Origin of the sequence: Moorella naiadis (nom. illeg.), from assembly GCF_051020825.1 — a bacterium.
GTDB classification, from domain to species: Bacteria; Bacillota; DSM-521; order Neomoorellales; family Neomoorellaceae; genus Neomoorella; species Neomoorella naiadis.
Window position 1 is genome coordinate 47,627 of sequence record NZ_JAXGFQ010000013.1, and the last position, 22,792, is coordinate 70,418.

Here is a 22,792-nt window from a genome sequence, read left to right on the forward strand (position 1 = left end):
TCGTCATGGCAATAGTTTTCCTATCTTCTCTTACTTGCCCTGCCAGCGTAACACCGGGTTCCGGGCGGCACCCACCTCGTCCAGGCGGCGCACCGGGGTGTTGTGGGGGGCCTGATGCAGGACCTCGGGGTTCGCTAAGGCCTCTTTACTAATAGCAATCAAAGCATCGCAAAAGGCGTCCAGGGTCTCCTTGGGCTCCGTTTCCGTGGGCTCGATCATCATGGCCTCATGGACAATGAGGGGGAAGTAGATGGTCGGGGCGTGGAAACCGTAGTCCAGAAGGCGTTTGGCTATATCCAGGGTATGGACGCCGGTGTCGCTTGCCTCCGAGGGCGGGGCGATGACGAACTCGTGCTTGCACACCCGGTCAAAAGGCACTTTGAAGTAGGGTCTGAGGCGCGCCAGCATGTAGTTGGCGTTCAGGACGGCCTGCTCGCTGACCCTTTTCAGACCCGGGGCTCCCAGAGAGCGGATATAGGTGTAGGCCTTGACCAGGACGCCGAAGTTGCCATAGAAGGAACGGACCTGGCCGATGCTCTGGGGCCGGTCGTAATCCAGGTAATACTGGCCGTCCTCCCGGCGGGCCACCACCGGTACCGGCAGGAAGGGCTTCAGGTTCTCCTGCACCCCCACCGGACCGCTGCCGGGACCGCCGCCGCCGTGGGGGGTGGCGAAGGTCTTATGCAGGTTCAGGTGGACCACGTCAAAGCCCATATCCCCCGGCCGGGTGATACCCATAATGGCGTTCAAGTTGGCGCCGTCATAATAGAGGAGGCCGCCGGCTGCGTGGACAATGGCCGCCATCTCTTCAATATTGCTCTCAAAAAGGCCCAGGGTGTTGGGGTTGGTCAGCATCAGGGCGGCGGTCCGGGGACCGACGGCGGCCCGCAGGGCTGCCAAATCCACCAGGCCCCGCTCATCGGAGGGTACCTGGACCACCTCCAGGCCGGCCATGGCGGCGCTGGCCGGGTTGGTACCGTGGGCGGAATCCGGGACCAGCACCTGCCGCCGCTCCCGATCGCCGCGGCTGCGGTGGTAGGCGGCGATGATATCCAGGCCGGTATATTCCCCGTGGGCCCCGGCCGCCGGTTGCAGGGTGACGGCGGCCATGCCGGTAATCTCCGCCAGGTACGCCTGCAGGTTATACATGAGTTCCAGCGCCCCCTGGGCGGCCTCGGCGGGGACGTAAGGATGCAGGTTAGTAAAGCCGGGCAGGTCGGCGGCTGCCTCGTTGACCTTGGGGTTATATTTCATGGTACAGGAACCCAGGGGATAGAAACCGGTGTCCACGCCGTAGTTCAGGCTCGATAAATGGGTAAAATGGCGCACAACCTCCACTTCGCTCAATTCCGGCAAGGCGGCAGGGGCCCGGCGGCGGGTTGCTTCGGAAAGATAAGCCTCCACTTTCCCCGGTACGTCACACTCTGGTAGAGTATATCCCTGCCGTCCCGGGGCGCCGAGTTCAAAGAGTAAGGGTTCCGTCTTCATGCTAGTATCCCCCCCATGGCCGCCACCAGGGCGTCGATCTCAGCCCTGGTCCGGACTTCAGTGACGGTAAAGAGCAGGGCGCCTGTTAGCTCAGGATAAAAGCGCCCTAGGTCAAACCCGGCGGCCAACCCCTTCTCCGCCAGGCGCCGCGCTACCGCGGCTGGCGCCAGATTTGTTTGCAGGACAAATTCATGGAAGAAAGGCCCCTTAAAGAGCGGCGTCACCCCAGGCAGGGTGGCCAGCTGCTCCTGGGCGTAATGGGCCTTCAGCAGGCACTGGCGGGCTACCTCCTGCAGGCCTTCCTTGCCCAGGGTGGCCAGGTAGATGGTGGCCGCCAGGGCGCAAAGGGCCTCGTTGGAGCAGATGTTGGAGGTGGCCTTCTCCCGGCGGATATGCTGTTCCCGGGCCTGGAGGGTCAGGACATAGGCGCGTTTGCCGTCCACGTCCGTGGTCCGGCCGACGATGCGGCCCGGTAGGCGCCGGAGCAATTTCTCTCGGGCGGCGATAAAACCCAGGTAGGGACCGCCGAAGTTCAGGGGATTGCCCAGGCCCTGGCCTTCGCCTACGGCTAGGTCGGCGCCGTACTCGCCCGGGGCCGCCAGCAGCCCCAGGGAAATGGGGTCAACGACGGCAATACTCAAGGCTCCGGCTTTGCGGGTCTGATCGGTGGCTGAAGCCATAGTTTCAATTTGACCAAAGAAATTGGGGTTCTGCAGGATTACCCCGGCGACTTCCCCAGACGCCTGGTTCAATAGTTCTTCCATGGCCGCCAGGTCCGTCCGGCCATCCTGCAGGGGTACCTCCACCAGTTCCACGCCCTGACCCCGGGCATAGGTGGCCAGGACCGTCCGGTACTGGGGGTTTACAGCCCGGGAGACCAAAATTTTAGGCCGCCGGGTGGCGTTGCAAGCTACCAGGGCCGCCTCGGCCGTGGCCGTGGCCCCGTCGTAATGGGAGGCCGTGGCTACATCTAAGCCGGTCAACTCGCAGATTAAGGACTGAAACTCAAAGATGGCCTGGAGGGTCCCCTGGCTAATCTCCGGTTGATAGGGCGTGTAGGCCGTGTAAAACTCGGAACGGGCCAGGAGGTGATCGACCACGCTGGGAATAAAGTGTTCGTAGGCCCCGGCCCCCAGGAAGGAAACCAGCCTTTTGTTCTTCCCGGCCAGTTCCTCCAGGTGGCGCCAGACCTCAGCCTCCGCCATGGGCCGGGGGAGATCGAGCTCCCGGCCCAGGCGCACGCTGTTAGGTATATCACTAAAAAGCTCTTCCATCCGGTTGGCACCGCAGGCCGCCAGCATCTGCTGCTGCTCCGCTGCCGTGGTGGGAATGTAGGTCATCCCCTTACTCCCCCTTCTCCTCCTTCACCAGTTGCTGGTAAGCACCAGCATCCATCAGGCTCTCTACTTCACCCGGGTCAACTAATTCTAGTTCAATCATCCAGCCCTTGCCGTAAGGGTCGGTGTTGATATCCTGGGGGGCATCCAGGAGGGCTTCGTTGACGGCGACAACCTTGCCCCCTACCGGAGCGTAGACGTCGGAGGCCGATTTGACGGACTCGACGACGCCAAAGCTGTCACCGGCGGACAGTTCGTCACCGACCTGGGGTAATTCTACGAAGACGATGTCCCCCAAGGATTCCTGGGCGTAATCGGTGATACCGATGCGGGCCCGGTTGCCATCGATTTCCACCCATTCGTGGTCTTTGCTGTAGTGTAAGTTGGCGGGGAAATCCATGCTGGCAATTCCTCCTTTGAATGAGATGTGGGAAGTGAGAGGTGGGAGGTGGGATACCTGTCGAAACTGGTTGCACCAGTTTCAGATTAAAGCTGTTGGGCCCATCTCTCGCTGCCCTCATTTGTAGATGCGACTCGCCACTTTGGGTAAGTCCCTGCATTTACACCTCTGCATTGATGGTGTATTGCAACATCATGGTGACACCAGAGACGATTCTGCTTGCTATTGCGGGCGGCGGTAGAAGGGGAGTTTCACCACCAGGGCGCGGTTGGCGCGGCCGCGAATGCCCACTTCTAGTTCGCCGCCGACGGTAGCAGTTCCTGCCTCTACCAGGGCCAGGGCGATATTTTGTCCCAGGGTCGGTGCCGGGGAGCCCGAAGTCACCTGGCCAATCTCCCGGCCCCCCGCCAGGACAGGGTATCCCGGCCGGGGAATCCCCCGGTCGAGCATGGTGAGCCCCATCAGTTGCCGCTTGACCCCGGCTTCCTGCTGGGCCGCCAGGGCCTCCCGGCCGTTGAACTCGCCCTTATCCAGGCGCACGAAACGGCCCAGGCCCGCTTCCAGGGGGCTGATGGTCGGGCTTAACTCGTGGCCGTAGAGGGGTAGGGCCGCCTCCAACCGCAAGGTATCCCGGGCCCCCAGGCCGGCCGGTACCAGGCCAGCCTCTTGACCTGCGGCCAGGAGCTGGCGCCACATAGCCGGGGCCGCAGCCGCCTCAAAGTAAAGCTCAAAGCCGTCTTCACCGGTATAGCCGGTGCGGGAGATCAGGCAGTGCACTCCCAGGACCTCCCCCTCGGTCCAGCGATAATAACCCAAGGGAGCCAGATCCACCTTCGTTAACGGCTGGAGGATCGCCAGGGCCCGGGGTCCCTGCAGGGCCAGCTGGGCCGTGGCTGGCGAGATGTTTTTCACCTCCACCTGGAAACCGGCGGTATGCTCCTGGATCCAGGCGAAGTCCTTGTCGATGTTGCCGGCGTTGACCACCAGGAGGTACTCCCCTTCCCCCCGGGGATAGATCAACAGGTCATCGACAACACCTCCGTCCAGATAGCACATGGGGCTGTATACCACCCGGTCGCCGGTGGCCCGGCTGGCGTCATTGGTAACCAGTTTCTGGACCAGCTTCAGGGCGTCGGGACCCTTAATGGTAATCTCCCCCATATGGGAGACGTCGAAGAGCCCGGCAGCTGTGCGCACCCGCTGGTGCTCTTCGATAATACCGCTGTACTGGACGGGCATGAGCCAGCCGCCGAACTCCACCATTTTCGCCCCGGCGGCCACATGTTCCGCATAAAGGGGCGTCTGCTTTAAATCTGACGCCTTTAAATCTGCCACTTAACCCCACCTCGCTGTCATTAGTATGTCCACAAAAAAAGCCATCCCCGTTAAAAAACGGTGATGGCCTCTGTCCTGGTACCTGAGAGATTAGGCAGTTGCCTACCTTCCCCTTTGGTGTTCCTTAAAGCCTGGTTGTTCCCAGTCCAGACGGTTGCCTGGCAGCCCGGGCTGAATCTATGCTCAAACCCGGCTTTAAAGAAACTCTCCAGAGTTGGGTCCGGGAGTAGTACTTTTGCCTGAGAGGTTCCTTTCCCCGTCACCTGCCGGGGAAAATTGCTCCTTCGGCGCCCTGCAAAAGGGTCTCTTCCACTCCCCTCATCCGCCCGGTATGTGGTTGTTAATATGATATTCGCTTCCGGGGGAGAAATTCCTGCTACGTCATAAAACTTTTCAGGTATTTTTTATGGGTGAACATATCAGGCAAAATTGTAGCTTGATTAAATGCCGAGCCCTACCTTTGTCATTGATCGCCGTTACTCTTTATAGACGAAGACCTCTGCAAACAGCCTCTGGCAATCAGCCGCACTGACCACCCGCGGGTTGGCCCGGCAGATAAACATGGCCACTGCCTCCCGGGCGAACTTTTCGATGTCGGCCGGATCCCGCAGATCGTCCTTCAGGGTAGGCCGGATCTGCAGGTCGGCCTGGAGTTCCTGGACAGCCCGGACGGCTTCCAGGGCCGCCGCCCGGGACGTCAGGTTCTGGACCGGCACCCCCAACAGGCCGGCGATGAAGGCATACTTCTCGGGTACAGCCACCAGATTGTAACGCATGCCCAGGGGCAGGACCACGGCATTGGCCAGGCCGTGGGGGACGTTGTAATAACTGCTCAATGGCCCGGCCATGGCGTGGACCACTCCTAGGCCGGCCTGGTCCATGGCCACCCCGGCCAGGGTACTGGCCAGGGCCATGCCCTCCCGGGCCTCTAAGTCGTCACCGCAGGCAAAGGCCCGGCGCAGGTATTTAGCAATCAGGCGCACGGCCTCGGCCGCCAGAGCATTGGTAAAGGGGTTGGCTCCCCTGGCTACTAAAGCTTCCACGGCGTGGGTCAGGGCGTCCATCCCGGTGGTGGCGGTAATGGCCGGCGGCAGGCTGGCCATCAGCTCCGGGTCCAGCAGGGCCGCCCTGGGCAGGAGTTCGTCCCCCACTATACCCTGTTTGGTGTCGCGGTCGATAATCACCGCCGTCGCCGTCCCCTCGCTGCCGGTCCCGGCGGTGGTAGGCAGGACGATTAACTTCAGGCCCGGCCGGGTAAAGGGTTTGCGCTCCCACTGGTAATCCGCCAGGGTACCCGGGTTGGTCAGGAGGACGCTGACCATCTTGGCCACGTCCATGGGGCTGCCGCCGCCGACGGCCACCACCGCCGTGGCCCCGCACGTCCGGGCCGCGCGGCAGGCCGCCTCGACGTCCGCCGCGTGGGGGTTGACGGACACCTGGCTGAAGACCTCCAAACCGGCCACCCGGCCCTGCAATACCTCTTCCACCATAGCCACTACTCCGGCTTTTACCAGCCCGGCATCGGTGATTATAATTACCCGGTCTTCAGCCTGCACCAGGCGGGTGAGTTCCTTCCTGGCACCCGGCCCGAAGCTGAATTCGGTGCTCAAGAAAAAGCGCTGTACCGGCATTCTTTATTCCTCCCTGGGCGTAGTTGCCCTTGATTTACGCTTCCCGATGCGATGAAACCTTACTATTTCCATCGATAACATCATTTCGACACTCCGGTTCATTTTCCTCCCCCAGTTGCTAAATAAGGTTTACTTTTAGACTAAAAGTGTTAGTAAAGCTTAATCCGGCGGGGCGTTGGCTGCCAATATACGAGGCTATCTTGCCTGGACTCTCGCCAGCACTGATTTTCGGGACTAGAAACCCCGGTACCCGCGGGATAGACCCGTGGGCATCGGGGCTTACTTTTTGCAGGCTTTATTTAAGAAGGCTTTACTGGGAAGAAGCCTGATCCACGGTCTTGATCCCGATCTGGGCCGCCAGTTTCCGGGCCGTGGGGCAGGCGGCTATCCCGCCGGTACCGGTTTCCCGCAAAGCCGACGGCAGGGCGCGACCGACCTGAACCATGGCGGCAATTATCTCATCCAGGGGTATATAACACCGGACCCCGGCCAGGGCGATATCGGCCGCTACCAGGGCCTGGGCCGCGCCGGCAGCGTTGCGCTTGACGCAGGGGATCTCCACCAGGCCGCCCACCGGGTCACAAACCAGGCCCATCAGGCTCTGGAGGGCTATCCCGGCGGCATTGGCGGCCCGTTCCGCTTCCCCGCCAACCATTTCCACGGCTGCTGCCGCCGCCATGGCAGCAGCTACGCCCACTTCGGCCTGGCAGCCCAGGGCGGCCCCGGAAAGGGAGGCCTGCCGGGCGGCCACCATGCCAATACCGGCGGCGGCAAAGAGACCGTCGATGAGCCGGTCTTCCTCCAGACCCTTTTCCGCCTCCAAGGCCAGGAGAACCCCGGGCAGGATACCGCAGGAACCGGCCGTCGGTGCGGCCACCACCCGGCCCATGGAGGCGTTGATCTCGGCTACGGCCATGGCAATGGCAATAGCCCGGGCGGTGGTACTGCCGCAGAGACTCTGGCCGTTCAGGCGTCTTTCCTCTAGGAGCTTGCCGCCGCCCCCCACCAGGCCGCTGGGGGAACGGATCTCCTCACTGAGGCCCTTCCGGGCCGCCGCCCGCATGACCGCCAGCCGGTCAGCCATCACCTGGCGAATCTCCTGCCGGGTCTTGCCCTCCAGGTCTTCCTGGTAACGGCTGACCGCCCCGGCCAGGGTTAAACCTTCATCTCCGGCTATTTGCATGAGTTCAGCCATGCTCTGGAAGTTATACCGGGTCAATCTGGATCACCCGCTCCATCATTGGTAGAGCCCGCATGGCCGGCACCAACCCCGGAGGGATAGGCTGGTCGGTCTCCACGACCATCAGGGCCTGTTCACCGGCTTCCTTACGGGAAACCCGCATACCGGCAATATTTACCCCCACGCCGGCCAGTAAAGCAGTCACTGCTGCTATTATTCCCGGCCGGTCGGGGTAAGCCGCCACCAGGGTCGGCAGGTCGCCATTGAGTTCTACTTCAAAATCGTCAATTTTCCTGACCAGCACCTGGGCGCCGCCCAGGGAAGAGGCCACTACCCGGACCCGCCGCTCCGGGCCCTGGAGATTCAACTGTACCGAATTGGGGTGCACATCGCCCAGGTCCTTCTCGCCGAAGCTAACCTCCAGGCCGGCCGCCGGCGCCAGTTCCAGGGCCTCCCGCACCCGTTCATCGGCAACGTCAAAGCCCAGCAGGCCGGCCACCAGGGCGCGGTCGGTGCCGTGGCCACGGAAGGTGCGGGCGAAGGAGCCGTGGAGGAGGATCTCCGCCCGGACGGGCTGCTCACCCAGGATGGCCCGGGCCAGGCGGCCAATGCGCACCGCCCCGGCGGTATGGGAACTGGAGGGCCCGATCATTACCGGGCCGATGATTTGAAAGGCATCCACACCTGTCGCCCCTCCATATTTTTGCTCAACACTCCCGCCTTTACCCGGCGACGATCTCCGTGCCGGAACGGCCGGCAACCGCTTCGGCGGCCCGGGCCAGGGAGCCGATGATCGCCTTCTCGCCCCCTGCTGCTACAAAGGCGATGGCCGCTTCCACCTTGGGACCCATGCTCCCCGGGGGAAATTGCCCCTCAGCCAGGTAGCGCTGGGCCTCGTCAACCGTTAACCTGGCTACTTCCCGCTGGGTGGGTAAGCCGTAATCCAGGCAGACCCGTTCGACATCGGTGAGCAGGAAGAGAACCTCCGCCTCGACCTGGCTGGCCAGGATGGTGGCGGCCCGGTCCTTGTCAATAACGGCCTCGACGCCTTCCAGGCTGCCGTCATCCCGGCGCACCACCGGGATGCCGCCGCCCCCGGCGGCCACCACAATAATACCCGCCCGGGTCAGGGCTTTAATGGCTTCTCGCTCAATGATCTCCAGGGGTTTGGGCGAAGGAACCACCCGCCGCCAGCCGCGGTGGCTGTCCTCGACCATGCGGTAGCCTCGTTCCCGCATCAGCTTTTCGGCTTCCTCCCGGCTGTAAAAGGGACCCACCGGCTTGGTAGGGTTCTGGAAAGCCGGGTCAGAGTCTGCCACCACCACCTGGGTAACTATAGCCGCCACCGGTACCTCTAAACCGTGGCAGGCCAGTTCATACCCCAGGGCCTGCTGGATGGCGTAACCAATGGAACCCTGGGTGTTGGACACCAAAACGTCTAGGGGCATGGCCGGTACAACATCCTTGGCCATTTCGTTTTTAAGCAGCAGATTGCCCACCTGGGGACCATTGCCATGGGTCAAAACCAGGCGATACCCCTCGCGGACGAGATCGACCAGCTGCCGGCAGGTGGCGGTGACATTGGCCTTCTGCTCGGCAAAGGTACCCTTCTCGCCGGGGCGGGTAATGGCGTTACCGCCAAAGGCCATAACTACGGTCCGGGGCATAATTATCCCTCCATGTAACCACGCTTTATTTTATGCTTATTTATTCAATATGAATTTAATTTTTCCTGCCGGCAACCAGAGATTTTTAAATAAAATTAAAAACAGGGGTGACATTAAACCCCTGTTAAATTAAGCTCCCGGGGCCGCCATATAAGCGGCCCCGGATGGGTCTCTTTGGGGTCCTCCTTATTATCGTGGCTTAGAAGAGGTGCCGGTAGTCCCGGTACGTTGCCAGGAGCAGGTCGGCAACGCTTTTATCTAAGCTGGTATCAGTCTGACCGTTGGCCGCGAATTTAACCTCCAGTACCTGGCCGTCAAGCCTGACTTTGAAGACTGGTTCCTCCCCACCCTCCAGGAGGAGGAAGCCGTTATTCTGGCTGTTGTTGAAATCCTCCTCGCTCCAGAAGAGGGTCAATTTGTCTTTATACGGGGCGCCGTCGTAGGGGCAGAAGGTGGCGCAGTTGCCGCATTCGTTACACATACCGTCAACGTGGATGATCTGGTTACGATTATGGAAAACGGCGTTACCCGCCTGGACGGCGACGTTGGCCCGGTTGGGGCAGACCTCCGTGCAGATGTTGCAGATAAAACCGCACTCCAGGCAGCGCCCCGGTTCCTGGCCCGGGTCGTTAAAGGGGCCCTGGAGGAGGCCCTTCTTCTGGTTAACCTCCCTAAGCCTCTGATCATCATCGAAGGCCACCCTGGCCGTGGCGGGCGGCGTCAGGCCCTCCCGGGCGAGGATCGCCGCAGCCGCTTTACGGCCATCGGCAATGGCTTCTACTATAGTGGCCGGGCCGCGCAGGGCGTCGCCGCCGATAAAGACATTAGCTACCCTGGTCTCATTGGTATCCGGGTCGACAACAACCCGGCCCCGGGCGTCCCTGGTAATACCGTTGCGCTCCAGGAAGGCCGCGTCCACCACCTGGCCAGTGGCGGCCAGAACGGCGTCGACGGCCAAATCTTCGAACTCGCCCTCCCGGGCGACTACTCCTGGTCGCCCCGAGGCGTCCAGGGCAGCGAGTTCCATGTTCTGACACCTCAATACCCCTGCCGACCAGGAGTAGGGGGCCAGGAGTTCTTTCAAGATTATACCCTCAGCCAGGGCCTCCTGGAGTTCTTCCTGGCTGGCCGGCATATACGCCCGGGTGCGGCGGTAGATAATATAGACTTCCTCGACGCCGGGGACCCGCCGGGCCGCCCGGGCGGCGTCTATGGCGGTGTTGCCGCCGCCGATGACGGCCACCTTTTTACCCAGGTGCACCGCCTGCGGGTCGACTTTAAAACGCGACAGGAATTCCACGGCGCCGGTGACCCGTTCCCCGCCACCCTTTAGTTGCAAGGTTTGGGTTTTCCCGGCCCCCGGGGCCAGGAAGACGTATTTAAAGCCTTTTTCCCAGAGCTGGGCCACGGTCAGGTTGGGGCTGGCACCCAGCTGGAATTTGACACCCGTAGCCTGTACCAGTTCCAGGTCCCTGGCGATGGCCTCACCGGAAATGCGGAAATCCGGGATCACATAAGCCACCGTACCGCCCGGTTTTTCCCTTTCATCAAAGATGGTAACCCCCAGGCCGGCCCGGGCCAAGAAGTAACCGGCCGCCAGGCCCGCCGGTCCCGCCCCGATCACGGCCACGCGAACAGTGGTTCGTTGCGTTTCCGGCCCAGCCTCGACCTTAACCGGGTAACCCTCTTCATCCGCCACCTTCTTCATCGACCGGATAAGCACCGGTTCATCGTAATCCAGGCGGGTGCATTTGGCGGCGCAGTGCTGGGTGCAGATGCTGCCGGTGATAAAGGGCAGGGGATTCTTAGTGGTTATCAGCTCAAAGGCCTCGTGGTACCGCTTCTCCCCCACCAGCCGGATGTATTCCGGTACATCCTGGCCAATGGGACAACCGACGGTACAGGGCGCGACAAAACAGTCCGTCAGGGGCAGTTTCCGGTTTAACTTGCGGCTAGGGACGGCCCTTTTCTCCTTGCGGAAGTTAGGGTCCTGCACGGCCCCGGCCGCCAGCCCGGCCAGCCTGGTGACATCTACACCGTCAACATCCTCCAGCCGTGCGGCCAGTTCCGCGGCTATTTGCTGCAAGCGCAGGTAGCCGCCCGGCTTTAGTAGGGTTGTAGCTACGGTGATGGGCCAGATGCCCGTTGCGAAGATACCAGGGATGTTCCAGGCGTCACCCCCGCCGGCGTAGGAGATCTTCAAGCGGCCATTAAACTCCCGGGCCAGCAGAGCGGCCAGGTTGATGGTCAAGGCATAAAGGGCCCGGCCCGACATATACATCTCCTCACCGGGGAGCTCGCCCCGGGTGATTTGTGCCGGCAGGGTGTTGGAGAGTTTAACGCCAAAGCCCCGGCCTTGCTCCCGGGCGAACTCCTGCAACCTCTGCACCAGGGCCAGGCCGTCGGCGTACTGCAGGTCGTGGCTGAAGGATGCCTCTTTTAACTGGATATAGCCATAGCCCATTTTGTCCAAGGTTTCTCTGACAAAATCATAGCCCAAGAGGGTGGGATTCAGTTTGACAAAGGTATGAAGCTGCTTCTCAGCCAGGAGATAACGGCAGATGGTCTCGATCTCCGCCGGCGGGCAGCCGTGCATGGTGGAAAGGGTGACGGAACTGCAGATGTGGGGTGAGATGCCATCGATAAAAGCGGCATCCACAGCTGTGAAGCGGTCAACCTCCTCCTTAAGTACCGTCCGGCACTCCTGGAAGATGGCGGTAGACGAGGCGTCCTTAAGACCCTCGATAAAGCCGTCGACCTTGGGGGATTTAATACCCTGCAGATCGTAACCCACACTCATGTTGAACATAAAGCCGCGCCTGTCGCTGCCCCAGAGTTCCTTTTGTAAAACGTGCAGCAGGAACCAGGCCTTGACATACTCGTTAAAGGCTTCTTCGATGGCTAGCTCCGTTGACCATTCAACGTTATAACACTCATCGGTCGCATTGATGCAAGGTTTGGGGAGTTCCAGCCGATCCAGGATTTGGACCGTCTTCAGCTCAAAGAAGCGGCCGCCGGCCAGGTAGGCAGCGACGATATTCTGGGCCAGCTGGGTATGGGGACCGGCCGCCGGCCCGATAACATTCTCCAAATATTCCCCAAATAATTGCCGGTAAATACCTTTTTCCGCCTGGAAGAATTTCTCCCGGGGTATACCAAAGATGCTGTGGAACTTCCGGTTTTCTTCCAGAACCCAGTTTAATAGTTTTCTAAAGGGTAGCGGTCGCATCGCGTCACCCATGCCTCTTTCCCCCCGTAAATGAGATGTGCGGCAGCGCAACGGGCGAGATGCGGGCGGCCTTCCTGGTGACCTCGACCCGCACCTACCCATCTTGCCAAAGCCGTCCCGCTAGTATGCCTGCCAACTAACTTTTACATATATTAATTCGACCTCAATTTATTTAATCCTGCTTACCCGGGAGTAAATTTTAACGGTTTAAAGGCCTAATATGGCCTTTGCCCTGATCTCTTTACTTATGCAAGGGGCGTTACCCGACTCATAAACCAGTCCACTAAAGTCACTAGCGAAGCCCTGCCACTTCTGGCTACCTTTCCTCCCGATCGTAGGGGATGGACAGTGCCCCCGGCGCGCCCACATGCTTGACCATGGTCTGGCGGGTAGCGATGATGAGGACGATTACCGTCAGGATATAGGGCAGCATCTTTAAGAAGAAGGAAGGGATGGCGATCTTCGTCGCCGCCTGGAGGGTGTAGGAGAGGGCGTCGACGCCCCCGAAGAGGTAAGAGCCCAGCAAAGCCTTGACCGGGTCCCAGACGGCGAAGATGACCAGGGCCACGGCAATCCAGCCGCGGCCGGCGGTCATGTTCTCCAGCCAGCTGGGAGCGTAGGCCAGGGATAGGAAGGCGCCCCCGGCCCCGGCCAGCATGCCGCCGATGATCACGTAGATATAGCGCAGGGCAAAGACATTGACCCCCAGGGCATCGGCCGCCGCCGGGTTCTCCCCTACTGCCCGCAGGTTCAATCCCGGCCGGGTGCGGTAGAAATAGTACCAAAGGATGGGGATCAAGATATAGCTCAAGTATACCAGGGCGTCGTGACGGAAGAAAATCGGGCCCAAGATCGGGATCTGGGAAAGGATGGGGATAGCCACCGGCTTAAAACTCATGGGCAGGGGAATCCCCACAAAAGGTTTCCCCAGGAAACCGCTCAAGCCGGTGCCAAAGATGGTCAGGGCCAGGCCGGTGACTACCTGGTTGGCCCGCAGGGTGATGGTTAAAAAGGCGAAGATCAAAGCCGTCGCCCCGGCGGCTATCAGGGCCACCAGGAACCCCAGCCAGGGGTTAGCGGTCTTGACGGCGACCATAAAGCCCGTCACCGCCCCCACGAGCATCATCCCCTCCACCCCCAGGTTGAGGATACCGGCCCGTTCGGCGATAATCTCCCCCAGGGCGGCAAAGAGGATAGGCGTACCGGCGGTAATGGCCGCCGCCAGGGTGGCAATCCAGACCGAGTTTTCCATAATATTTATTTACCCTCCTTGCTGCCGAAATGCAGCCGGTAGTGGGTCAAGATCTCGCCCCCCAGGACGAAGAAGAGAATGGCCCCCTGGAGCATGGAGACCGTCGCCGCCGGCACCCCGGAGGTCTGAACGCTGTAACCGCCGACAATCAGACCGCCGAAGAGGATGGAGACCAGGATGATGGTCGCCGGATGGAGCTTGGCCAGCCAGGCGACGATAATGGCTGTATAGCCGTACCCCGGGGAAATGCCGTGCTGCAGGCGGTGGGTAATGCCGGCCACCTCGCTCATGCCGGCCAGCCCGGCCAGGGCGCCGCTCAGGAGCATGACCAGGATAATATTGCGCTCAATATTCATACCAGCGTAGCGGGCGGCCCGGGGGCTCTCGCCGATAACCCGGATCTCATAGCCCCACCTGGTACGCCAGAGGATAATGGCCAGGATTACGGCTGCCACCAGGGCGAAGATCAGGCCCAGGTGCACCCGGGTACCGGCAAGGGTCGGCAGCGCAGCAGCATCACTAAAGGGAGCAGTCAGGGGAAAATTGAATCCCTTGGGGTCTTTCCAGGGGCCGTAAACCAGGTAATCCACCCAAAGGATGGCCACATAGTTCAGCATCAGGGTAGTGATTACCTCATTGACACCCCATTTCGCCCGGGGCAGGGCCGGGAGCAAGGCCCACAGGGCGCCCATCAGGCATCCAGCCAGGAACATGGCCGGCAGCATGATATAGGCCGGTAAATGGGGAAAGGTCAGGGCCACCCAGCTGGCGCCAAAGGCACCCATATAAAACTGGCCCTCAGCGCCGATGTTCCAGAGGAGCATGCGGAAGGCCACGGAAACTCCTAAGCCCGCCAGCATCAAAGGGATGGCCTTGACGATGGTCTCCGAAATGCCGTACTTAGAACCAATAGCCCCGTTGAGCATGCTCTGGTAGACTTTCATTGGTTGAAAGCCGGTGGCCGCCAGGAAGATGGCGCCCACGGCCAGGGCCAGGATCACCGAGATAATGGGAACCACTAGAGCCATGAAGCGCGAGGGCTCCAGGCGCTTCTCCCAGGTAATGAAAGGCCTGGCAGTGGCCCCTGAACCCCGGCCGGTAGTATCAGGTTTGGGTGCAGGTGTAGCTGGCATCAGGCTCCGACCTCCATTCTTTTCGCCCCGGCCATCATCAGGCCCAGTTCCTCGGTACTGGCTGCACCGGTGGCCACCAGGCCCATAATCTGGCCCTCGTACATGACGGCGATCCGGTCGGCCAGGCGGAAGAGCTCTTCCAGGTCTTCAGAGACCAGAAGGATGGCTGTACCGGCAGCCCGTTGCTCCAGGAGCAGGCGGTGGACAGCCTCGGTAGCGCCCACATCCAGGCCCCGGGCCGGGTAGACGGCCACCAGCAGGCGCGGCCGCGAGGAGATCTCCCGGGCCAGGAGCAGCCGCTGCAGGTTGCCGCCGGACATCATCTTTACCGGGGCCTCCAGGCCGGCCATCTTGACTTTAAAGTGCTCCACCAGTTCGTTGGCCCACAGGCGCGCCGCCCGGCGGTTCATCAGGGTCCGGCCCCAGCGGGGATGGCGATACTCCTTCAGGAGCAGGTTATCTACGGCGCCCAGGTTGGGTATCAGCCCCGTACCCAGGCGGTCCTCAGGTATATAACCAACCCCGGCCTTGATGACCCGGCAGGGGTCGCACTGGCCGAGTTCCTGCCCGGCGACGGTGATGGTACCCCCGCGGCAGGGCCGTAAGCCGGCGATGACCTCCGCCAGCTCCCGCTGGCCGTTTCCAGCCACCCCGGCAATGCCTAGGATTTCCCCGGCGTAGACCTCCAGGTTGATACCCCGCAGGGCCGGCAGGCCCTTATCGTTTAAGGCCTTTAAATCCTTAATCTCCAGGACCTTCGCGCCCTTTGGGGCGGCGGGCTTATCTCCCTGCCAGGCGATCTCCCGGCCGACCATCATCCGTGCCAGTTCTTTTTCACTGGTTTCCGCTTTGGGCACCGTGGCCACTGTTTTACCACCCCGGAGGATGGTGATAGTGTCGGCCGCATCCATGACTTCTTGCAGTTTATGGGTAATAAAGATCACGGCGCAACCCTGGCTGGCCATCTTTTTCAAGGTCTGGTAGAGGTCCCGGGCCTCCTGGGGGGTCAAGACGGCTGTTGGTTCATCCAGGATCAAGACCCGCGCTTTCCGGTAGAGGAGCTTGATAATCTCTACCCGCTGTTGCTCCCCTACTGAGAGCTGCCAGACCCGGGCCTGGGGGTCCACCTGGAGGCCGTACTCCCTGGAAAGTTCGGCTATCTCCCCGCCCAGCCGGTTCAAGTTAAGCTTAAGGCCTCCCTTGAGCCCCAGGGCGACATTCTCCGTCACCGTAAAGGGCGCCACCAGGCGAAAGTGCTGGTGGACCATACCGATACCCGCCGCAATGGCGTCCCTGGGGGAGCGAAAGTTGACCCGCTGCCCGTCCAGGTAGATCGCGCCGCCGTCCGGCCGGTACAGACCTGTCAGGACGCTCATGAGGGTACTCTTGCCAGCCCCATTCTCCCCCAGCAGGGCGTGAATCTCCCCGGCGTGGACGGCCAGGTTAACGCCGTCATTGGCCACCACCCCTGGGAAAACCTTGGTGATCCCCCGCATCTCAACCAGCGGTACTGTCATGCCCGTATTCCTCCTTGAGAGGTAAACATAGCCATGCCGTCATATCCCCTATGAGGCTGCACGGCTAATGTTAAAATTCTCTGATCCACTTACAGCCTTCCGGGTTATCCCCACGGGGTAAGACCAGGCGCTGTCTTCTATGACATTTCATTAAGTCAATTCGCTACAGCCAGTGCAGATTCCTGCCGGTCGCAGTTATTTATCATTAAATTTTTGAGTAATTATTATTATAGTACTTAACCCGTCAGTTATGATAAGGGCCGTGGAAGTAAATCCCACGGCCCCGCTTCTAAAAGAGACCTCTATTTAGGGATTTCGCCCTCGACACCTTCAACGAACCAGTTAAAGCCGAGGATATCATCGTGGCTCATCTTTTGGCCTTCCTGGACCCGGACCTTGCCGCTCTGGTCTTTGATGGGGCCCTGGAAGACGAAGAATTTACCGTTAATAATCTCTTGCTTCTTCTTTTCTACCAGGTCACGGACATCCTGGGGCACCATCTTGTTGAAGGGCGCCAGGCCGATGATCCCGTCCTTCATGGTGCCATAGTACTGGTCGGGTTTCCAGGTGCCGTTTTTCACGGCTTCCACCGTCTTCACATAGTAGGGACCCCAGTTCCAGATGGGCGAAGTCAGGGTGGCGTTGGGGGCGAACTGGCTCATATCGCTGTCATAGCCGATACCATAGGCCCCCTTCTCTTGGGCCGCCTGCTGCGGTCCCGGGGTGTCCTGATGCTGGGCGATGACATCGCACCCGGCGTCCAACAGGCTCAGGGCCGCCTGCTTTTCCGCCGCCGGATCGTACCAGGTATTGGTCCAAACTACCTTCACCTTAACATTGGGGTTAACGGAACGCGCCCCCAGGGTAAAGGCATTGATGCCACGGATAACCTCGGGGATGGGATGGGCGGCGACAAAGCCCAGGACATTTTTCTTGGTCATCTTGCCGGCCACAATACCCGATAGGTAACGGGCCTCTTCCATGGCACCGAAGTAGGTGCCCACGTTAGCCGCCGTCTTGTACCCGGAGCAGTGCATGAAGACGACATTGGGGTATTTCTTGGCAACGTTGATTACGTAATCCATATAACCGAAGCTAGTGGCAAAGATAATCTTGTTGCCTTTTTCGGCCAGCTCGGTAAGGACGCGCTCGCAATCGGCCCCTTCAGGAACATTCTCCATGTAGCTGGTTTCCACCCAGGGCAGTTTTTGTTCCAGGTACTTGCGGCCCTGGTCATGCTCCCAGCTCCAGCCGGCGTCACCCACCGGACCCACATAAACAAAAGCCACCTTCATCTTTTGGTTCTGGTCCTGGCCGCCGCCAGCCGCCTGGCCGCCACCCTTGCTATTGTCTGTAGCCGCTTTCTGACCGCCGCCGCAACCGGCGCCAGCCACCGCTACCACCAGGGCCAGCAACAGGACTACCAGCATTCGTAAACCTTTCCTCATCTACTCCCGTAGCTTATCTGCTACGGTTTACACCTCCTTGATTTTAAATTGCTTTAATGCTAACCTTACTCTCCTCCTACCCGGCCGGCTACTATCCTCGCTTGCGCACCCATCACCTCCTTAAAAAGCTGTTGCAACTTTTATACAGCCTCCTTAACAAACGAAAAACCAGGTATACCGCCTGCTACAATAGGGAATTACCCTTCGTAGCCAAGGTGCTTCCGGTCACCTGGTAGAAACCCCCGGACCAATCTCCGGGATTATACGAAGACTCCTCGGGAAGAAGACCTCCACTTTTAATAATTAAGTTCGCCGTCGAGGCGCAAAATCCTGCTCGGTTTTCTAAAAAATGACCGGGTAAAGGAGACTATTTTAAATGTATACTGTATTAAAGTTTTCTTTTTTAAAGGAGATCACATGCCGGCGTCGAATATAAGTGATAATAAAGTTGTACTTAATTTTTGGAGGGATTCTTGATGGCCAAATGGAACGTCTATGTTACCCGCCTGGTGCCCCAGCCGGCCCTGGATCTCCTGGCCGAACACTGTGACCTGGAGATCAACCCCGAAGACCGGGTCCTGACCAAGGCTGAACTCCTGGATAAGGTCCGGGGCCGCGATGCCGTCCTCTGCCTCCTGACGGATACTTTGGATGACGAGGTGTTTACCGCCGCCAAAGGGGCCACAATCTTTGCCAACGTAGCCGTCGGCTTTAACAATGTCGATCTGAAGGCGGCTACCCGTCACGGCATCATGATCAGCAATACCCCGGGCGTCCTGACGGAAGCTACGGCTGACATGGCCTGGGCCCTGCTCTTCGCCGTCGCCCGGCGAGTAGTGGAGGGTGACAAATTCACCCGCGCCGGTAAATACAAAGGCTGGGGTCCCCTGCTGATGCTCGGCCAAGAGATCACCGGTAAAACCCTGGGGGTTATCGGCGGCGGCCGTATCGGTACTGCCTTTGCCCGTAAAGCTAAGGGCTTCGATATGCGGGTCCTTTACCATGACGTCCAGCCGAATAAGGCCTTCGAAGAGGCCACCGGCGGCACCTTCGTCGACAAGGAAACCCTACTCAAGGAAGCCGATTTCATTTCCCTGCATGTACCGTTAATGCCCTCCACCACCCATTTGATCAGCACGCCGGAATTGCAACTGATGAAGAAATCGGCCATTCTGATTAACACCTCCCGCGGTCCTGTCATTGACGAGCAGGCCCTGGTCCAGGCCCTCCAGGAAAAGGAGATCTGGGGCGCCGGCCTGGATGTCTTCGAGAACGAGCCACACCTGGCCCCGGGCCTGGCCGACCTGGATAACGTGGTCCTCTGCCCCCACATCGCCAGCGCCACCTGGGAAACCCGCACCAATATGGCCCTGATGGCCGCCCGCAACCTGCTGGCCGCCCTCCAGGGCGAACTGCCGCCCCAGTGCCTGAACCCGGAGGTTTACTATAATAGAAGTGGGAAGTGAGAAGTGCACCTCCCACTACGCCCATCTCATTTCAAGGAGGAGAAACCCGTGTTTGAAAACATTCTTGCCGATAAAATGGCCAATCTGGGGACGGAAACCGCCTTCATGGTCCTGGCCAAGGCCAAAGCCCTGGAGGCCCAGGGTAAAGAGATCATCCACCTAGAGATTGGTGAACCCGACTTCAACACGCCGCGCAACATCATTGACGCCGGCATCCGCGCCCTTAACGAGGGTTACACCCACTACACCCCGGCCCCCGGCCTGCCCGAGGTCCGGGCGACCATTGCCGAGTATGCCACCCGGCAGAAGGGGGTCCATTACGACCCGGAAGAGGTCGTCATTGTTCCCGGTGGTAAGCCCATCATGTTTTTTACCATCCTGTCCCTAGTTAACCCTGGCGATGAAGTCATTTACCCCAACCCCGGCTTCCCCATCTATGAATCGGTTATCAATTTCGTCGGCGGCAAGGCAGTTCCCATCCCCATCCGCGAAGAGAATGACTTCCGCCTGGACGTCGATGAGCTGGCGAGCCTGATTACCCCCAGGACTAAACTCCTGATTATCAACTCACCCGCCAACCCCACCGGCGGTGTCCTCACGGCTGCAGATATCAGCCGCATTGCCGACCTAGTCCGGGGTAAGAATATTATTGTCCTGGCCGATGAAATTTACGACCGCATTGTTTACGACGGCGCCCAGCCGGTATCCATCGCCGCCCAGTCGGGGATGAAAGACTGGACCATTATCCTGGACGGTTTTTCCAAGACCTACGCCATGACCGGTTGGCGGATCGGCTACGGCCTCATGCACCGGGAACTGGCCGAGCGTATCGCCCAGCTGATGGTCAACTCCAACTCCTGTACCGCCGCCTTTACCCAGAAGGCTGCCCAGGAAGCCCTGATCGGGCCCCAGGACGCCGCTGCAGCCATGGTGGCCGAGTTCAAGCAGCGGCGAGACATTATCGTCGACGGTCTGAACAACATTCCCGGCATTACCTGCAAACGGCCCCTGGGTTCCTTCTACGTTTTCCCCAACATCAAGGGTCTGGGACTTTCCAGCCAGGAGCTGGAAACCTTTTTGATGGAAAAAGCCGGCGTAGCCGCCTTGAGCGGTACGGCCTTCGGCAAGTATGGGGAAGGCTACCTGCGCCTCTCCTATGCCAACTCCGTGGAGAACATCGAAAAGGCCCTGGCGAAGATTACCGCTGCTGTTAACGAACTATAGGTTTTATGCCGGAACAGATCCCGCAGGTACAGGGTCAGGGGTTGGTACTTCCACCCCTGGCCCTTTTTTACCTTGGTCGAGCCGGAGGTAAAGTTATGGGTTCCGGTGTTTACTGGCTAGCCGACTTGGTCCTCAGCCCTGCACCCTGCTTCTCCAAGGCGGAAAAAAGCGCCTACCTCTAGGGCTCCCTTACCCCAAGGTAGACGCCTTTGCCTGCCATAAAAAGTTATTAACTGGTATTTTTCTTCACAAAGTAACTATTCGCCATAAATCGCGGTTTTCCTGCTGGTTGCCTGGAAAAAAGCTTCACTTAAGGCCCGTTTCACCAGGACCGAGGTCATCTCCTTGCGGTAGGTGCTGGAACCCCTGAGGAGGCTGTCCCGGGGCCGGGCCGCGGCACTGGCGGCTGCAGCCGCCCGGGCGATGACATCGGCATCCGGCTCCCGGCCTACCAGTACGGTCGCAGCCTCCTCGCAAAGGAGGGGCTGCTGCGCCACCGGGGCGACGCAGATGCGCGCTCGGGTGCACCGGCCGCCCTCTGCCTGGACCCGCACGGCCACATTGAGCAGGGGCAGGGACAGGGCGCGGCGGGGTGACAGGCGGGCAAAGGCCGAAGCCTCACCCTCTCCCCAGAGGTCAACGGTGAACCTGGTGATCATTTCACGGCCAGGGTTTACCCGGGAGCGACCAACTCCCGCATAGAGTTCGGCCACCGGCACCCGGCGTTCCCCCTCCGGACCCAGGATGATAGCCACTGCTCCCAGGGCCACCAGGGCGACAGCAGTGTCGGCCGCCGGCTGGGCGTTAACGACATTACCGGCCAGGGTGCCGACATTGCGCACCTGAGGGGAGCCGACGGCGGCGGCCGCGGCGGCCAGGGCCGGGAGTTTCTCCCGGATAAGGGGTGAAGTGGCGGCCATGGTGTGGGTGACCGCCGCGCCCAGGATAACCTGGCCCCCGGTCGCACTGATTGTTTTTAATTCAGGAATGCGGGTGATATCTACCAGGGTATTCACCTGGCGTTTCTCTTCCTTGAGGTCAATGACCAGGTCGGTGCCGCCGGCAATGAGGCGCGCCCCCGGGTTGGCGGCCAGCATAGCCAGGCCTTCGGCCGTTGAGGTGGCGAAAAGGTACTGCCGGGGCATGCTATCCCCCTCCTCTAAAATCTCTCCCAAACTTTTACTGCCAGTTCCCGCGCTTTAGCGGCGATGGCCCCTTCGTCCAGGTGCTGGAGCTGCCGCCCCCGCATGAGGACCCGGCCGCCGATGATGGTAGTATCCACTAGGCCGCCGTTGAAGCCGAAAAGGAGATGGCCGAACCAGTTGGCCGCCGTCAGGGGTGTCGGCGCCTGGTAGTCGACCAGGATCACGTCGGCGTAGGCCCCGGGTTCCAGGCGGCCCAGGGGCCGGCGGAAGAACCGAGAGAGGATGCGCCGGTTATTATCAAAGGCCAGGGCCGGCACCTCCGCCCAGCCGGCACCGGGGTCGCCGGAAACAAACTTGCGCAACACATTGGCTGTCTTCAGGGATTCGAACATATCGCTGGTATAGCCGTCCGTTCCCAGGCCGACGGTGACGCCGGCAGCCAGGAGGTCGCCCACCGGGGCGCAGCCCACGGCGTTACCCATATTGGATTCCGGATTGTGAACTACCAGTGCCCCTGTTTCTTTAAGGATGGCAATTTCCCTTTCGGTGACATGGACACAATGGGCGGCAATGGTGTCCGGACCCAGGATACCACTGGCAGCCAGGCGTTCAACTACCCGTTTGCCGGCTTTGGCCAGGGAGTCCTCCACGTCCTGGATGCCCTCGGCCACGTGGATATGAAAGCCGCTCCCCACCTCGCCGGCGGCCTCCCGGCAGGCGGCCAGGGTGGCGTCGGACAGGGTCAAGGAGGCATGGAGGCCGAAGGTGGCCGAAAGCAAATCATCCCGGCCGCGATACTTCTTGATGGCAGCAACGTTTTCGGCGATCCCCTGGCGCATAATCTCTTCGCCGTCGCGGTCGGAGACTTCATAGGCCAGGCAGGTCCGCACTCCTGTTTCCCGGGCGGCCCTGGCGATGGCCTCCAGGCTGCCGGTAACGGCATGGGGGCTGGCGTGGTGATCCAGGATAGTGGTGGTACCGCTCTTGATACAGTCAATCATGGGGAGCAGGGCGCTGTAATAGACGTCCTCCAAGGTCAAAGCCTTATCCAGGCGCCACCACAGGCGCTGGAGGATCTCCAGGAAGTTAGTCGGCGGTTGGTCCTTTAAGGCCATACCCCGGGCGAAGGTACTATAGAGGTGCATGTGGGTGTTGGTCATGCCGGGCATAATAACCATACCCCGGGCATCCAGCCAATCGGCCTTGGGGTAGCGTTCTTGGAGTTCAGCTGTGGTCCCGGTGGCGACAATCCGGTCGCCATCAACGGCCACCGCCCCGTCTTCCTGGTAGGGTTTTTCCGGCACCAGGGAAAGCAGGCGTCCGTTACCGATTAGCAGCAC

17 protein-coding genes and 3 riboswitches are annotated in these 22,792 nt (G+C 60.4%); of the genes, 2 read left to right on the plus strand and 15 right to left on the minus strand.

Annotation, left to right across the window (positions count from 1 at the left end; translation table 11 throughout):
- Positions 1–30: 30 nt before the first annotated feature.
- The 13 genes from gcvPB to SDD30_RS09970 all read right to left on the minus strand — a co-directional run bounded on the left by gcvPB (position 31) and on the right by SDD30_RS09970 (position 17,617).
- Positions 31–1,488 carry an aminomethyl-transferring glycine dehydrogenase subunit GcvPB gene (gene gcvPB, locus SDD30_RS09910; RefSeq protein ID WP_434074760.1) on the minus strand — a complete coding sequence of 486 codons (1,458 nt, stop codon included), beginning with the start codon at positions 1,486–1,488 and terminating at the stop codon, positions 31–33.
- Complete coding sequence (gene gcvPA / locus SDD30_RS09915) at positions 1,485–2,828, minus strand: aminomethyl-transferring glycine dehydrogenase subunit GcvPA (RefSeq protein WP_434074761.1); 1,344 nt, start codon at positions 2,826–2,828, stop codon at positions 1,485–1,487. Before gcvPA ends, gcvPB begins: the two co-directional genes overlap by 4 nt.
- Positions 2,829–2,832: 4 nt before the next feature.
- Entirely contained in the window at positions 2,833–3,225 is a 393-nt protein-coding gene (gene gcvH / locus SDD30_RS09920; RefSeq protein ID WP_434074762.1) for a glycine cleavage system protein GcvH, read from the minus strand.
- 222 nt (positions 3,226–3,447) lie between these two features.
- Complete coding sequence (gene gcvT, locus SDD30_RS09925) at positions 3,448–4,560, minus strand: glycine cleavage system aminomethyltransferase GcvT (protein WP_434074763.1); 1,113 nt, start codon at positions 4,558–4,560, stop codon at positions 3,448–3,450.
- 68 nt (positions 4,561–4,628) lie between these two features.
- A riboswitch (glycine riboswitch) is annotated at positions 4,629–4,774 on the minus strand.
- A 3-nt stretch (positions 4,775–4,777) separates the two neighbouring features.
- Positions 4,778–4,882: riboswitch (glycine riboswitch) on the minus strand.
- Between the two features lie 154 nt (positions 4,883–5,036).
- Positions 5,037–6,191: an iron-containing alcohol dehydrogenase gene (locus SDD30_RS09930; protein ID WP_434074764.1), complete on the minus strand. Its 1,155-nt coding sequence runs from the start codon at positions 6,189–6,191 to the stop codon at positions 5,037–5,039.
- A 310-nt stretch (positions 6,192–6,501) separates the two neighbouring features.
- On the minus strand, positions 6,502–7,410 hold the full coding sequence (gene sdaAA / locus SDD30_RS09935) for an L-serine ammonia-lyase, iron-sulfur-dependent, subunit alpha (protein WP_434074765.1): 909 nt from the start codon (positions 7,408–7,410) through the stop codon (positions 6,502–6,504).
- Positions 7,397–8,053, minus strand: coding sequence for an L-serine ammonia-lyase, iron-sulfur-dependent subunit beta (gene sdaAB / locus SDD30_RS09940; protein WP_434074766.1), 657 nt, complete (start codon positions 8,051–8,053; stop codon positions 7,397–7,399). Before sdaAB ends, sdaAA begins: the two co-directional genes overlap by 14 nt.
- Before the next feature lie 40 nt (positions 8,054–8,093).
- Positions 8,094–9,038: a carbamate kinase gene (arcC, locus tag SDD30_RS09945; protein ID WP_434074767.1), complete on the minus strand. Its 945-nt coding sequence runs from the start codon at positions 9,036–9,038 to the stop codon at positions 8,094–8,096.
- A gap of 199 nt (positions 9,039–9,237) precedes the next feature.
- On the minus strand, positions 9,238–12,279 hold the full coding sequence (ygfK, locus tag SDD30_RS09950; RefSeq protein WP_434074768.1) for a putative selenate reductase subunit YgfK: 3,042 nt from the start codon (positions 12,277–12,279) through the stop codon (positions 9,238–9,240).
- A 304-nt stretch (positions 12,280–12,583) separates the two neighbouring features.
- Positions 12,584–13,519 carry an ABC transporter permease gene (locus tag SDD30_RS09955; protein ID WP_434074769.1) on the minus strand — a complete coding sequence of 312 codons (936 nt, stop codon included), beginning with the start codon at positions 13,517–13,519 and terminating at the stop codon, positions 12,584–12,586.
- 5 nt (positions 13,520–13,524) lie between these two features.
- A complete protein-coding gene (locus tag SDD30_RS09960; protein WP_434074770.1) occupies positions 13,525–14,652 on the minus strand; it encodes an ABC transporter permease in 1,128 nt (375 codons plus the stop codon).
- Positions 14,652–16,169 (minus strand): ABC transporter ATP-binding protein, encoded by a 1,518-nt coding sequence (locus SDD30_RS09965; protein WP_434074771.1) that lies wholly within the window; start codon positions 16,167–16,169, stop codon positions 14,652–14,654. Before SDD30_RS09965 ends, SDD30_RS09960 begins: the two co-directional genes overlap by 1 nt.
- 302 nt (positions 16,170–16,471) lie before the next feature.
- Complete coding sequence (locus tag SDD30_RS09970; RefSeq protein ID WP_434074772.1) at positions 16,472–17,617, minus strand: BMP family ABC transporter substrate-binding protein; 1,146 nt, start codon at positions 17,615–17,617, stop codon at positions 16,472–16,474.
- A 187-nt stretch (positions 17,618–17,804) separates the two neighbouring features.
- A riboswitch (purine riboswitch) is annotated at positions 17,805–17,905 on the minus strand.
- Between the two features lie 188 nt (positions 17,906–18,093).
- On the opposite strand from SDD30_RS09970, the gene SDD30_RS09975 reads away from it, so the two are divergent.
- On the plus strand, positions 18,094–19,083 hold the full coding sequence (locus SDD30_RS09975) for a 2-hydroxyacid dehydrogenase (protein WP_434074773.1): 990 nt from the start codon (positions 18,094–18,096) through the stop codon (positions 19,081–19,083).
- A 75-nt stretch (positions 19,084–19,158) separates the two neighbouring features.
- Positions 19,159–20,307 (plus strand): pyridoxal phosphate-dependent aminotransferase, encoded by a 1,149-nt coding sequence (locus tag SDD30_RS09980; RefSeq protein ID WP_434074800.1) that lies wholly within the window; start codon positions 19,159–19,161, stop codon positions 20,305–20,307.
- A 257-nt stretch (positions 20,308–20,564) separates the two neighbouring features.
- Here SDD30_RS09980 and SDD30_RS09985 read toward each other — a convergent pair whose 3' ends face one another.
- Together SDD30_RS09985 and ssnA are read right to left on the minus strand one after the other, a co-directional pair.
- A complete protein-coding gene (locus SDD30_RS09985; RefSeq protein WP_434074774.1) occupies positions 20,565–21,452 on the minus strand; it encodes an FAD binding domain-containing protein in 888 nt (295 codons plus the stop codon).
- A 14-nt stretch (positions 21,453–21,466) separates the two neighbouring features.
- Positions 21,467–22,792, minus strand: coding sequence for a putative aminohydrolase SsnA (gene ssnA, locus SDD30_RS09990; protein WP_434074775.1), 1,326 nt, complete (start codon positions 22,790–22,792; stop codon positions 21,467–21,469).

Coding starts and splice junctions, on each gene's coding strand:
- SDD30_RS09965 (WP_434074771.1), bottom strand. CDS start 16,169: ATGACAGTACCGCTGGTTGAGATGCGGGGGATCACCAAGGTTTTCCCA.
- gcvH (WP_434074762.1), bottom strand. CDS start 3,225: ATGGATTTCCCCGCCAACTTACACTACAGCAAAGACCACGAATGGGTG.
- gcvPB (WP_434074760.1), bottom strand. CDS start 1,488: ATGAAGACGGAACCCTTACTCTTTGAACTCGGCGCCCCGGGACGGCAG.
- SDD30_RS09985 (WP_434074774.1), bottom strand. CDS start 21,452: ATGCCCCGGCAGTACCTTTTCGCCACCTCAACGGCCGAAGGCCTGGCT.
- arcC (WP_434074767.1), bottom strand. CDS start 9,038: ATGCCCCGGACCGTAGTTATGGCCTTTGGCGGTAACGCCATTACCCGC.
- SDD30_RS09930 (WP_434074764.1), bottom strand. CDS start 6,191: ATGCCGGTACAGCGCTTTTTCTTGAGCACCGAATTCAGCTTCGGGCCG.
- SDD30_RS09960 (WP_434074770.1), bottom strand. CDS start 14,652: ATGCCAGCTACACCTGCACCCAAACCTGATACTACCGGCCGGGGTTCA.
- gcvPA (WP_434074761.1), bottom strand. CDS start 2,828: ATGACCTACATTCCCACCACGGCAGCGGAGCAGCAGCAGATGCTGGCG.
- SDD30_RS09980 (WP_434074800.1), top strand. CDS start 19,159: ATGGCCAATCTGGGGACGGAAACCGCCTTCATGGTCCTGGCCAAGGCC.
- SDD30_RS09970 (WP_434074772.1), bottom strand. CDS start 17,617: ATGAGGAAAGGTTTACGAATGCTGGTAGTCCTGTTGCTGGCCCTGGTG.
- SDD30_RS09955 (WP_434074769.1), bottom strand. CDS start 13,519: ATGGAAAACTCGGTCTGGATTGCCACCCTGGCGGCGGCCATTACCGCC.
- SDD30_RS09975 (WP_434074773.1), top strand. CDS start 18,094: ATGGCCAAATGGAACGTCTATGTTACCCGCCTGGTGCCCCAGCCGGCC.
- ygfK (WP_434074768.1), bottom strand. CDS start 12,279: ATGGGTGACGCGATGCGACCGCTACCCTTTAGAAAACTATTAAACTGG.